This window comes from Candidatus Frankia alpina (assembly GCF_902806485.1).
Classification (GTDB): domain Bacteria; phylum Actinomycetota; class Actinomycetes; order Frankiales; family Frankiaceae; genus Frankia; species Frankia alpina.
Genome location: NZ_CADCWT010000146.1, coordinates 1 through 12,651, shown reverse-complemented (window position 1 = coordinate 12,651; position 12,651 = coordinate 1). Strand labels below are relative to the sequence as shown.

At 71.4% G+C, this 12,651-nt stretch carries 9 protein-coding genes and 1 pseudogene; 2 read left to right on the top strand and 8 right to left on the bottom strand.

Annotated features, from left to right (window positions below):
- Positions 1-8: 8 nt before the first annotated feature.
- The 6 genes and pseudogenes from G6R25_RS31640 to G6R25_RS15535 form a co-directional block, all read right to left on the bottom strand.
- Positions 9-755, bottom strand: a pseudogene (locus G6R25_RS31640) (terpene synthase family protein).
- A gap of 32 nt (positions 756-787) precedes the next feature.
- The gene (locus tag G6R25_RS31635; protein ID WP_235948603.1) at positions 788-2,200 is read right to left on the bottom strand and encodes a terpene synthase family protein; all 1,413 of its coding nucleotides are present in this window, start codon (positions 2,198-2,200) and stop codon (positions 788-790) included.
- A 3-nt stretch (positions 2,201-2,203) separates the two neighbouring features.
- The gene (locus G6R25_RS15550) at positions 2,204-3,622 is read right to left on the bottom strand and encodes a family 2B encapsulin nanocompartment shell protein (protein WP_163553534.1); all 1,419 of its coding nucleotides are present in this window, start codon (positions 3,620-3,622) and stop codon (positions 2,204-2,206) included.
- A 1,455-nt stretch (positions 3,623-5,077) separates the two neighbouring features.
- Positions 5,078-5,662 (bottom strand): isopentenyl-diphosphate Delta-isomerase, encoded by a 585-nt coding sequence (idi, locus tag G6R25_RS15545; protein WP_163553533.1) that lies wholly within the window; start codon positions 5,660-5,662, stop codon positions 5,078-5,080.
- Between the two features lie 258 nt (positions 5,663-5,920).
- Positions 5,921-6,385 (bottom strand): hemerythrin domain-containing protein, encoded by a 465-nt coding sequence (locus tag G6R25_RS15540; protein WP_136447822.1) that lies wholly within the window; start codon positions 6,383-6,385, stop codon positions 5,921-5,923.
- A gap of 498 nt (positions 6,386-6,883) precedes the next feature.
- Positions 6,884-7,474, bottom strand: a complete 591-nt coding sequence (locus G6R25_RS15535; RefSeq protein ID WP_163553531.1) for a superoxide dismutase family protein — start codon at positions 7,472-7,474, stop codon at positions 6,884-6,886.
- A gap of 451 nt (positions 7,475-7,925) precedes the next feature.
- Between G6R25_RS15535 and G6R25_RS15530 the strand changes: the two genes are divergently transcribed.
- Positions 7,926-9,371, top strand: coding sequence for a serine hydrolase domain-containing protein (locus G6R25_RS15530; RefSeq protein WP_205447151.1), 1,446 nt, complete (start codon positions 7,926-7,928; stop codon positions 9,369-9,371).
- Between the two features lie 345 nt (positions 9,372-9,716).
- Here G6R25_RS15530 and G6R25_RS15520 read toward each other — a convergent pair whose 3' ends face one another.
- Positions 9,717-10,451 carry a hypothetical protein gene (locus G6R25_RS15520; RefSeq protein ID WP_163553530.1) on the bottom strand — a complete coding sequence of 245 codons (735 nt, stop codon included), beginning with the start codon at positions 10,449-10,451 and terminating at the stop codon, positions 9,717-9,719.
- A gap of 301 nt (positions 10,452-10,752) precedes the next feature.
- Here G6R25_RS15520 and G6R25_RS15515 point away from each other — a divergent pair, with 301 nt between their 5' ends.
- Positions 10,753-11,652: an iron-containing redox enzyme family protein gene (locus tag G6R25_RS15515; protein ID WP_235948601.1), complete on the top strand. Its 900-nt coding sequence runs from the start codon at positions 10,753-10,755 to the stop codon at positions 11,650-11,652.
- A 208-nt stretch (positions 11,653-11,860) separates the two neighbouring features.
- Here G6R25_RS15515 and G6R25_RS15510 read toward each other — a convergent pair whose 3' ends face one another.
- Positions 11,861-12,430: a CYTH domain-containing protein gene (locus G6R25_RS15510; RefSeq protein WP_235948599.1), complete on the bottom strand. Its 570-nt coding sequence runs from the start codon at positions 12,428-12,430 to the stop codon at positions 11,861-11,863.
- Positions 12,431-12,651 lie beyond the last annotated feature (221 nt).

Genomic DNA, 12,651 nt, shown 5'->3' with positions numbered 1-12,651 from the left:
CGGTTGGGCTACCGAAGGGCCGTCGGTCGGCGGAGGGGTGGTAGCTCATATCGGTGCGTCCCTTGGTGCCAGCGCAGGACGCCGGCCAACCAGTTCTGGAGCTCCCGGGCGTAGGAGCCGATCGCCGCGCGGGCGTCGCCGTCGAGGTCGAGACGGTCGAACAGGTCGGGCAGCTCACTGTCCACGACGTGCTCGAACTGCCGTATCCGAGCGGTCATGAGCCCGTTGACCACCTCGACGGCGCGGCCGCGGTCGCAGCCGAGGAAGTTCTCGACGACCAGCACACAGTTGTGGATCTCGCCTTCGAACTGGATCTCCTTCTGGTAAGAGAAGACGTCGTTGAGCAGGCAGGCGAAGTCCGCGGCGGCGTTCTCCAGGGCCCGCAGCGGCCGGGTCCGGAAGACCTCCGCCGGCACGCTGTTCCCGCGGGTCAGCCGGCACAGGCTCATCGTCAGGTCCGAGCCGAACGTTGCGCGGCGCATCTCCAGGTAGTCGACGGGGCCGGGGATGCGGTTGTAGACCTGGTTGTCCAGCTCCCACAGTCAACTGTCGATCATCACCTCGATCGCCCGGCGGAGCGTGGCCTGCGCGGCGGGCTCCATCCCCCTGGTGGTGCGCTCCCACAGGTCGGCGAGGCCCCGTTCCAGGGCGTTGACCGGGGGCTCGGTCAGCGGGCCGTCCACCGGCATGAAGGAACGCAGCCGCTCGTTGCACAGCTTCGCCGCGGCCAGGTTCCGGGACGCGCCGAAGATCACCGGGTAGTAGTCGTCCGCATAGGTTCCCCAGGTCAGCCAGCCCGTCGTGAGGTCGAGCTCGTCGGCGGTCGCGTCCGGGTGGATGCCCGCCGAGCACAGGGCGAAGTCGGCCGCGCGCAGTTTGTGCTCGTCCCAGATGCCCGGAACCCGGTCCAGCAGGCCCATCGACCGCGCCCAGCGGACGACCTCGTGTCGCGAGGAGTCCAGATGGGGGCTCTGTCCGGTGGTGTAGGGCAGGTAGAACTCCGGCAGCGGGGTTGGGCCGACGACCCGGAACGGCACGTTGGCGAACGACCGGATCCGCCTCGGTGCGGTGGCCAGCAGCGACGGGATGACCCGGATGGCCTGGGGATCCCGGGGATGCCGGGCAGTCCGGCGACGGGGACGAGGCTGCCTGTCCCCCCGAGCCCGGCGGTGAGCCCGAGGGCGTCGACCGCGTCGGGCGTCGCCTCGCGGTTCATGTAGCGGCTGGAGCGCAGGTGCCATTCGTGCCCGCCGGACTGCCAGTCCTGCAGACCCTTGACGTAGGCCAGCGTCGCGAGCCGGCCCGCCGGGTCGATGGCGTGCTCGTCGAGGACGGCCGACAGCTCCGTGGCCGCGGTGTGCTCGAACTGGTGCAGCCGGGAGGTCAGCAGGTCGTTGACGGTGTCGGCGGCGGCCTGCGTGTCGATGTCGAGGAACCGCTCCACGACCAGCACCCCGTTGCTGAGCTCGCCCTCCTCGGTGACCTCGCGTTCGTAGGAGAACAGGTCGTTGCGCAGGTGCACCGCGTCGGCGAAGGTGTCGCGCAGCACCTGCAACGGGCGGGTGGCGGCGACGCGGGCGGGGACCTCGGCGTCGGCGGCGTGCTCGACGAGGTTCGCCGACCAGGGGGCGCCGCCGACCTTGCGGCGCATCTCGATGTACTCGATCGGGTTGGCCAGCCGGGCGGCGTTGATGTTTTCGAGTTCCCAGAGGGACTCGTCGAGCAGGTTGCGGGTGCTGACGGCGAAGCGGGCCCGCCAGTCGGCGGATCTGGCCGGCACGGTCCGCGTCCACAGGTCGGCCAGGCCCCGCTCCACCGGGTTCGACGGCTCCTCGGTGATCTGACCCTCCACCGGCATGAAGGCGGGGAGCCGGTCGAGGTAGGCGCGGGCGTCGGCCAGGTCGTTCGTCCGTTTGTAAAGCTCGAGGAAGTGGTCGTCGAAGTAGAAGACCCAGACGTACCAGTCGGTGATCAGATTCAGGCGATCGGCGGTGGCGTCGGGATGGGTGTAGCCGCACAGCAGGGCGTAGTCGTGGGCGTCGAGGTCGCGCTCGGTCCAGATCGCGATGCCGTGCTGGGGAGCGTCGATCATCTCCATCTCGCGAGCCCACGCCTTGCTGTGTTCCCGGGCCTGCTCCAGGTGGGGACTCAACCGCGCCGGATAGGGCACGTAGAACTCGGGAAGGGTGAAAGGCTGCATAGTTCAGCGCCCGATCTCGACGCTCTCCAGGATCCCGAGCGCGTCCGGCACGAGGACGGCGGCGGAGAAGTAGGTCGTCACGAGGTAGGAGATGATCGCCTTCTCGTTGATGCCCATGAATCGGACGGACAGCCCCGGCTCGTATTCGTCGGCGAGCCCGACGTGGTTCAGGCCGATCACGCCCTGGTTCTCCTCGCCGGTGCGCAGCGCGAGAATGGATGTCGTCCCGGTGGAGCTGATCGGAATCTTGCTAACCGGCAGCAGCGGCACGCCGCGCCACGCCGGCACGTGCTGGTCGTGGAACAGCACGGTCGCCGGGTAGATGCCCCGCGCCGTGGCTTCCCGCCCGAACGCCGCAATGGCCCGCGGGTGCGCGAGCAGGAAATGCGTGCTGCGCCGCCGGCTGAGCAGCTCGTCGAGGTCATCCGGGGTCGGCGGACCCGAACGGGTGTGAATACGCTGGCGCAGGTCGGCGTTGTGCAGCAGGCCGAAGTCGGGGTTGTTGACCAGCTCGTGCTCCTGGCGCTCGTGCAGCGCCTCGACGGTGAGCCGCAGCTGCTGGGACAGCTGGTTGATCGGCTCGTTGTACAGGTCGGCGACCCGGCTGTGGATGCGCAGCACTGTCTGGGCCACGGACAGCTCGTACTCGCGCGGGGCCAGCTCGTAGTCGACGAAGGTGCCCGGCAGGTCCGGCTCGCCGGAGTGCCCGGCCGCGATCGCGATCTCCGCCTTGCCCTGCTTGTTGCTCGCCGGGCGCGGCCGGCTGCGGTAGTCCTCCAGGTGCCCGCTGAGCTCGGGGTCCTGCCCGGTGAGCTCGGCGAGCTGCTGGCGGGAGAGCACCAGCACGGTGGTCGCCGTCAGCGCCCGGGCGGTGTACTCCCAGGTCAGCCCCGGCTCGGTGAGGACCTCGTCGCCGAAGTACTCGCCGTCCGCGAGCACCCCGAGGGACCGCTCGTCGCCGTAGGTACCGGGCCCGAACTTCCCGATTTTGCCGTGGGCGATGAGGAACACCTCGTCGGCGGGCGCACCCGTCTCCGCAAGAACGTCGCCCGCGGCGTACTCCCGCTGGACGAACCGGTCGGCGAGGCCGGCGAGCGCCCCGCCGTCGAAGCCGCGCAGCGCGGGCAGTTCGGCGAGCTCGCCGGGTACCACCCGCACGTCGGACCCGACGGAGGTGAACGCGACGAGGCCGTCGCCGAGCACGTAGGTCAACCGGCGGTTGACCCGGTAGACGCCGCTGGCGGTCTGCACCCAGGGCAGCACCCGCAGCAGCCACCGGGAGGTGATCTCCTGCATCTGCGGGACGGGCTTGGTGGTCGTCGCGAGGTTGCGCGCGGCCGCCGTGCTCAGACTCAGCCGAGGGTCCTCGCCGGGGGCGGCCGGGCCGGTCGCTCCGGTGTCGGTCGGTACGGGCTCGGTCATGGCAGACTCCACCTATCTTTGGTCTTCCAGGGGCTGGGGCGAAACCTTGGGGTTCTGCGGTGAAACCAGGGGCTGGCGTGCAACGGTGGCGCGGCCGTACGCCGAACCCACACACGGAAGAATGACGGCATCTCGACGATCGCCGCGATTTTTTTCCGGTTGGACCCGGGTCCGAGGCGAGGCTGGTGGGCCCCGCCAGGTCAGGACCTGAACAATGGGTAAGTGCGGGCTCCGGTCGTCCGCGACGCGGCTGATCGCACCGTTGAGCGCTTCATATACCAGTAACCCCCGTGGGTGTCGCGCGGTTCGCCGACATGCGCATTTTTCTCGTGCTGGCAGGCGCGTCTCTCGCCGCGCATCGGCAAGCCTCCCGCACCGGTGGCGTGGACGGCAAGCACTTTGCGGAACAAATCGGGGACTGGCCCGGTAAGAGGACCCCTTCTAGCCCCAGCCCAGGGCGCGTAGTCACAGACAGTAAATGCTTGCGCGGTCCCGAGAATTCGGCGGAATGAATGGCCGGCGTTCTGGTGAACGGTACGGATGGTCGTAGCCAAATCGCCCGTTCGGGTGCGGCCGGCATGGCTGAAAGGAAGCTGGGTGCCGCAACCGTCGGCCGTTCTTCCGGGGGCGCGGCGGAATGCGTCCTCCGGAGTGCGCAGGCGACTCCGTTCGGTGGCCATTGGGTGGCGCGCTACGTCCCCGTGAGCCGGCGCCGGGCTCCGGCGGACCTGCCTTCGTCGCGCCGGGCGTGTTACCGGGGGGATGCGGAGTGTGCCCGGTGGGCGAGGGTGAACGGTGGCCGGTGTCGCGCGCCCTGCGGCTGGCTCGGGCGGAACGCCAGGTCAGACCCTGGCCGGCGCCGAGCGGCCAGCGATCCGACACGAAGGTGGTGCTCGATCGGGACTAACTGCCTGATAGATACGGGACTTCATACCATTTCCCATGGCTGCAATTCGTGCATGCCATCGGAGGCGTGATCCGTGCTGGACTCGATGTGCGGTGGAAGGAACGCCGTCGAGGTGGGGGACGATCGCGGCGGCGGCCGTGGATGCGCTCGGTTACCCCATACCGGTAGAAGTGGCCTGGCTTGCTGAGGCGCAGCGGTATCTCGGCGATTTCGGGGAAGCTACCGGTGAAGTGACAGGACTGTAACTCGGCAGGGCTTTGCCGGAATGCCGGCCAGCCACTTAGGGTGATGATCTTTTTGTGATCATCTGTTGACGAAGCGTGACGTGGGGCGGGCTGCTACTAGTAGTAATTAGCTACGTATACCCGAATCGAATTCGCCCATCCTGGCCACAGGGTCTAGCTCGTGGACCGATCTGGATCGGGAGACAGGTCCCCTGCCTGCCCCGATGGGGCGGTGCTGAGGCCACCGGGCCCACCCGGGCGGTGCTCGGCCTCGCCGGTGCCAACGGCAACGCCCGGATGGGCATCCGCATGCGGTGACCCCGGTCAGCCCGCGGCGCCGAGCGCGGCCGTCAGCGGGTGCGCGGCCCGGCCGAACGCGGTCATCTGGTCGACCGACCAGGGGCTGAGCGTCCACGGCGCGGCGAGCGCCGCCTGCCGGTAGCTCTCCCACTCGACCCAGCGCCACTCCACGACCTCGGCCGGGTCCGGGTCCGGGTCACCCACCGCCCGGGCCACGTAGACGGGGCACACCTCGTTCTCCACCAGCCCGTCGGCGGCGGTGGCGCGATAGGCGAAGTCCGGCAGCGCGAGGTGCAGGTCGGTCAGCGCGAGCCGCAACTCCTGCTCCACCCGGCGTTCGACGGCGACGGTGATGTCCTCACCGGGGCGGGGATGTCCGCAGCAGCTGTTGGTCCACACCCCCGGCCAGGTGCGCTTGCCCAGCGCCCGGCGGGTGACGAGCAGCCGGCCGGCCGCGTTGAACAGGTAGGAGGAGAAGGCCAGGTGTAGCGGCGTGTCGAGACCGTGCACGGCGAGCCGGGGCGCCGTCCCGCAGGGTCGGCGGTCGGCGTCCAGCAGCACGACCTGGTCGTCGACGTCGACGGCGGTACCGGGTCCTTGTGGACTCACGCGTGGCCTCGCTTTCGGTGGAGTGGAAGTGGTGAACGCGGCCACCGGGCGTGGGCGCCGGGCGTCGCGCCCCATGTCGGTGGCCTCACCACTCCATCCTCCCGCCGCCGGGACCAGGCTGCGGCCCGGCCCCGGATCCCGCTGGTCACACCGGCGGCGAACCGGCCCGCGGCAGGGGCCGGTCGACGGTGTGGGGGCGCCCGGAAGTGGCCCGCGCCCGCCGACGACGATCTTGCGGGAGGCCGGTGACCCGGCCGCTCAGGAGCCGATGAGGCTGGTTCCCGTGCGGATGTCGGCGAGGAGATCCCACTGTTCGTTGCTGAGGACGCCGAGGGCGGCAGGGAAGAGCCCCTCCTGTTCCTTGACGATGTGGCGCCGTAGCAGCGTCAGCATCTCGACGGCCCGGGCGGGCCAGGCCGGGTCGGTGCGGGCGGTGCCGTCGGCGGCGCCCGCGAGCACCGCCTCGATCCGGCGGTGTTCGCCGCGAAGGATGGCGATCTTCTCGGGGAACTCGGCGGCCATCGGGGGGAACAGACCGCGCTCCTCCACCACGGTGTGCGGGCCGAGAACCGTGGAGATCCTGGAGCAGTAGTCGATGAGTGAATCGACGTCACCCCGCTGGTAGGCCGCACGCGCCTCGGCCGAAAGCTCGACCAGCTCGTCATGCTCCCGGATCAGGTCCTCGATGGCCGGAGTGGCCGTGCACCAGCAGTATTCAGACACAGTAGGGCCGTCCTCGGGGAGAAGAAGATCGGCTGATTTCCGGCGTCGGGGATCGAGATACGCCGGATCCGTCGCGCGCCTGCGGGGACCGACGCAACCATGCTCCGAGCCGGTTGTGCCGGTTCTGCCGGATGCCCGCAGGCGCGGTCGTGGACGGGAATCGGGCCGATGGGGGCGGGTCCGGGCAGCGTGGATGCCGGCGAGGTCCGCCCGGCGCCCGGCGTCCGGCGGCCGGCCGGGATGGGCCGGCCGGGACGGGCCGACCGCATGACCGCGCCGCAACCGGTGACGCGGTCAAGCTCCGGCATTGTCATCTCGCTCCTGCCCCGCCCGGCGGCGCACGGGGCGCGCCGCTGCCGCCATCATCGGCCGGCACGCGCTTGCGCTATATGGACTTTCGTCCCGTTCGCGGCCTTACGAACGACTGCGCCGGCGGGCCCGGGAGTCGCCGGTATCCACCACCACGGCCGGGGCGCGGAAATCCCGAGCGGGAATGCATCAGGACAATGGCACGGTGAGGCAGGCCGCCCGAGAGCCCGCCGTCCCGGCGGCGCCGGGGGAGCTGTCCGTGTGGTGCTCGTGCAGGACGATCGCGTGCGCGCCGCCGGCCCGGAAGTCCCATTCGACGACCGCGAACGCCGCCCCCGTCCCACTGGCGTCGGTGGTGAAGTCCAGCCACACCTCGTTGCGCGCGTTGGCGTAGGCCGGGTCCACCGATGGTTGGACGGGGTCTGGGACGTTCTGGTAGTGCGGGCCGGCGGTGGCGCCGGTCGCCCCGCAGGCCTTCTGGTGGACGTGCGCGCCGTACTGGTGATTCGGCACCAGACCCTGGACGATGAGACCGATCACCGTGCGCTTGCCGCGGACGGCGAGCGCGATCGCCGTCGCGCCCGTCGGCACCAGATGCTCGTCGTAGGTGACGGCCGTGGGCGGCTGCCGGGCGTCCCAGGCGCGGAACACGCCCGGCTCCGCGATGATCCCGCCGCCCGCAGGCGGACTCGGGGACGGCGAGCCGGCGGCCCCGGCCGGCCCCGCGGTGAGCAGGATCAGCCCGAGCCCTGCCACGATGATGGACAGACGCCGTCGCATGAAGACCCCTCCGGTGCGGGAGTTCCGGTCGGTGGCGGCAATTGTAGGGCGGACGGCGCCGACTGACCAAGCCAGCCGGATTTCACGCCGGAAATAAGTGCCACCCCGGGCCGCAACATTTTTGGGAAGCCCGTGCGACGCCGCCTCGATCACTCGCCAAAGGATTTCCACTGCCGCAGTCGAATTACATTGCCCGAGAGTAGCGTTCGCCGGTGGTTGCGGTCACGCATCGTTCGCCGAGTGTCGAGATCTGACCGGGTCGAGATCTGACTGGGCCGGGGAGCGACTGGGCCGGGGAGCACCGTGCCGCCGTCGCGACGTCGTCCCGGTCGGGCCGCGCCACGATCGCCCGGTTCACGGGGCGCGTTCCGCTGGCGCCGAGGCAAAGAGGCTGATCGGATGGGGAAGCCGGGCGTCGATCCGGAGACCGGTCGCCAGACGGGGGGTGCCGATGCCGCCGGATTCGCCGGGGTCGGAGCTGGGACAGAGCGGGGGCCTGCTGCCCGCCACCGAGCGGCTGTTGCTGCGCCGCGTCGCGGCCGAGCAGGCGGGCGGGCGGGCGCCGTCGCTCGTTGCCGCCGTGGCGCGCGACGGCCGCCCGGTGTGGACGGCCAGGCGGGGCCGAGCCGTCGGACTCGATCCGGCCGACGGCGGCGCCGGCGCCGACACCCAGTACCGGATCGGTTCGATCACGAAGACCTTCACCGCGGTGCTGGTGATGCGCCTGCGCGACGAGGGACGCCTGGCCCTCGGCGACCCCCTCGACCGGCATCTGCCGGGGACCGCGGTCGGCGATCGCACGGTCGCGCAGTTGCTGTCCCACCTCGGCGGCATCGCGGCGGAGACTCCGTCGCCGTGGTGGGAGCGGGTGGCGGGGCAGGCCCATCCCACCCTCGCCGACGCGCTCGGTCCCGACCCGGACCGGTTCCGCCCGGGACGTCGCCATCACTACTCCAACGTCGGTTTCGCGGTCCTCGGCGAGCTCGTCGCCCGGCTGCGCGCGATGAGCTGGGCGCAGGCCCTGCACCGCGAGCTGCTGGCGCCGCTGGGGATGTCCCGCACGACCGCGCTGCCCGCCGCGCCGCACGCCCACGGCTTCGCCGTCCACCCGCATGCCGACGTGCTGCTGCCCGAGCCCGCCCACGACGCCGGCGTGCTGGCCCCGGCCGGCCAGCTCTGGTCGACCACCGCGGACCTGGTGCGCTGGTCGGCCGTCCTCGCCGGGCACACCGACGCCGTGCTGTCCGCGGACACCCTCGCCGAGATGCGCGAACCGGCCGCCGTCGAGCCGGACAGCGGCGAGTGGCGGCTGGGGGCGGGGCTCGGCGTACAGCTGCTGCGCGAACCCGGTGGCGTGCTCGTCGGGCACGGCGGTTCGATGCCCGGTTTCGTCGCCGCCCTGTGGGCCCGGCCGGCGGGGACTGCGGCGGTGGCGATGGCGAACGCGACCAGCGGGGTCGCCGTCGGCGACCTCGCCGTCGGCCTGATCGACGCGGTCGACACGGCCGAACCGCCGCTGCCGGCCGAATGGGTGCCCGCGCCGGTGGCCGGGCGGGAGCCGCTTGACGTCACCGGCGTCTGGTACTGGGGGCCGGCGCCCTACACGCTGTCACTGCGGCCGGACGGCGGGCTGCTGCTCGCGCCGCTGGGCCGCTCCGGCCGGCGTTCCCGTTTCCGTCCTGGCCCCGCCGGCCGCGGCACCTTCCTCGGCGTCGACGGCTACTTCGCCGGGGAGACCCTCATGGTGCGGCGCCAGTCCGACGGCGGCCTGCGCCACCTCGAACTCGCCTCGTTCGTCTTCACCCGGTCACCGTACGACCCCGCCGGCCCGGTCCCCGGTGGCGTCGACGCCGACGGCTGGCGCCCGACCCCGACCGGGGGCAGCGGGCAGGACTGATCGGTCTACGCCCCGGCGGTGATCGCCCCTGCCTGCCGCGGCCGACGAGCGGTGGGGGTTTCGCCGGGCCGGCACCGGACAGATGTTACGTAGCGCGTACGGACGTACCCTTACTATGAGCAACCGCGCCGCTGTGCGACCCCCCACTTCGTCACCGCGCCGCCGTGCGGCATAGCCGAGGAGCGATGTATGCCCTTTTTCGATCCGCTCGAGTCCACCTTCTACGGCCACTGCGTCGAGCGACTGCTGACGTCGAAAGACCTCGCGCCGCTGCTTGCCGACGGCATCGTGGAGCTCGGGCCGGGGACGGGCCGCCCGGTCGTCGAGGCGCTGCGCCGGTCCGGCTCACGGGTACCGATCACCGGGTACGAGCTGGACGCCGACTCCGCGCGGATCGCGAACCGGGCCACGGCCCGGGCGGAGTTGGGAAACTACACCGTCGTCCAGGGTGACTTCTTCGCCGGCACCGAGGAACCGGGTGCGCGCCAGCACGGGGACCCCGCGGACGGGCGCAAAGCCGGCGTTGTGGACCTGCCGGTCGGTCCCGGACGGGACGCAGCGGCGCGGCGGGCGCGGTGCGCGATCGGCAACCCGCCCTACCTGCCGGCGATCGCGCGGCCGGTCGGCGCCTCCCAGCTGTGGGGCGGCCACGACGGCGCGCACGTCGTGCGGCGCGTGCTGTCGCAGGAGATGGACGTGGTGCTGCTCATGATCGCCTCCATCTCCGACCCGGTGGGCCTGGTGCGCCACGCCCGCGCTGCCGGCTACCGGATCGCGGACTGGTCGGTGCGGCCCATCCCGTTCGGCCGGTACTCCCACCAGCCCTGGGTCAGCCGCCGGATCGGTGAGCTGGCCCGATCGGGCCGCGCCTTCTTCGGCCCGGAGGGCTACCTGCTCGCGGGGGTCACCTGGGTGCGCGGCGGCGCACTGGCCGGTGCGGCCGACGAACCTGACGATGCCGCCACGGTGCTCCGCCGCATCCTCACCGCGGCGGGCAGCGCCACCAGCCTCGACGAGAGCGCGGGGGTCGACCGGACGGCGGGCGCCCGCCGCCGGGTGCGGATCGTTTCCGGGCTGCATGAGGTGCCGAATCGGCCCGCCTCCCGCCTCCCGCCTGTCGGGGAGCAGTTGATGATCATCGCGACAGGGTCCGGCATCGCGCGGGGCGCCGGCATTTCGCCGGCCGCCGATCGGCCGGTACCTCCGTCCGGGGTGTCGGGGGTGTCGGGGGCGGAGTACGGCGCGGTGCTGACGCCGGCCGAGCTCGGTCAACCGCGCCTGCCCGAGCCCAGGGGGACGCTGTCCGAGTTCCTGCTCGACCGGCTGCGGCGGCCGCCCGGCGCGGCCGGTCTTCGGGCCGGCTCCGGCCGCGGACGACGACGTGCTGTACGGCGAGGACGGTCCGCTCGCCCTCTACTGCCTTTACGGATTGCACTACCGCGGCTTTGCCGAGGTCGACGACGACTGGGAGTGGGAGCCGTCGCTGCTCGCCGTGCGCCGCCGGCTGGAGACGGCCCTGCTCGCCCGCCTGCGCGAGGAGGCCGGCGGGGCGGTCGGGGACGTCGGGGACGTCGGGGACGTCGGGGACGCGCTGCGGGAGGTGATCGCGTGCGCCGGTGGCCGTTCCCTGCCGCGGCGGCTGGCGACCACCGGCACGCTCGACCAGTTCCGCGAGTACGCGATGCACCGTTCGCTGCTCCAGCTCATCGAGGCCGATCCGCATACGTGGGCGATCCCGCGCCTGACCGGTGCCCCTAAAGCGGCGCTGGTCGAGATTCAGGCCGACGAGTACGGGTATGGCGTCGAACGCGACATGCACCAGAACCTGTTCGCCGTGACCCTGCGTGCGCTGGAGCTCGACGCCCGTCCGGGCTCCTACCTGGACCGGTTGCCCGGGCACGCGTTCGCGACCGTCAACGTGCCGTCACTGTTCGGCCTGCACCGGCGGCTGCGCGGCGCACTGGTCGGCCATCTGGCGCTGTTCGAGATGACGTCAGTCGAGCCGATGGGTGCCTACGCGGCGGCGCTGCGCCGGCTCGGACTTGCCGCTGGGGCCCGCCACTTCTTCGAGGTCCACGTTGTCGCCGATGCCCATCACCGGACGGTCGCCGTCCGCGACCTTGCCGAGACCCTCGTCGCCCAGGACCCGGTTCTGGCCGCCGACGTCGTCTTCGGCGCGCTGGCGACGACCGCGGTCGAAGGCCATTGCGCGGAGGCGATCCTCACCGCGTGGGACGAGGGCCTGTCCTCCCTGAGTGGTCAGCCGCCGGCGCCGCGCTGAAGAAGTCGAGCATGGCGCGTGTCTTGGTCTGTTGCGGACCGGTGAGGTCCAGGCCGTGCCGGCGCAGGACGGCGGACATGCGCGCGGCGGTCCGCGCGGCCGCCTGCGGCGTGGCGTGGGTCGACAGTTCGAGGAGGCGGGAGCCGTCCGGAAACGTCCGTTCTTCGGCCTGAAGCACCCGATCGAAACCCGCCGGGATGAATCGGTGTCACGACGCCTCGATCGGTCCGAGGACGGCGAGATCATCGATGTGGCCGGGGCCGGGCAGGTGGGTGGCGAGCAGCCTCGCCTGCTGTTTCGAGAACAGGGCGTGCAGCGGGCTTTGGTGGGCCATCGCGCGCTGCACGTCGTCGGCACCCAGGCGGGTGCGCAGGGCGGCGGAGCAGACATAGGAGCCGGGCATCGCATCCACCTCGACAACGAGCTGCTTCGACTGGCGTAGCCGCGGGGCGACGTTCGCCGGCACGACCGGCCGGAGTTTGACGACGGAGTCGTCCGGTCTGCCCCGGGTGCTGCGGACGCGGACCATCACTCCGCGTCGGTGCAGCAACCGGTCCGGAGTGTCCAGGTAGTAGACCCGTTGACGCCGAGGTGTCGTCGAGGCGATCCTGAACACCTCGAACGCCCGCGCATGCGCGGACGTGGGCACGACGAACTTGAGCTCCACCCGATCCACCTGGCGGGTGAGTTTCACCATCGCGTGCAGGTCGGCGTCGGGTAACTGCCAGAATTTCTGCGCCGCGCGCAGCACGGCTGTGCTGCCCGTCGCGGCAGCCATTACATCACCCTCTCCCGCCCGCCCGTTCCGCGGAACACCGCCTGGCTGTGTCGTGAGGGTCATGCTTCCACTCTTCCGCGACTAAAGTGCAGCTACCATCTGGATAGGCTTTTAAACGTCGTTCCCGGCAGAGATCGCCGGAGGTGGGCCGCGGTCCACCGCCAGGGCCTCGGGAAGATCGTTTTAGGTTGCGATCTGCTACGCGGAGTATTGGCCCCGTT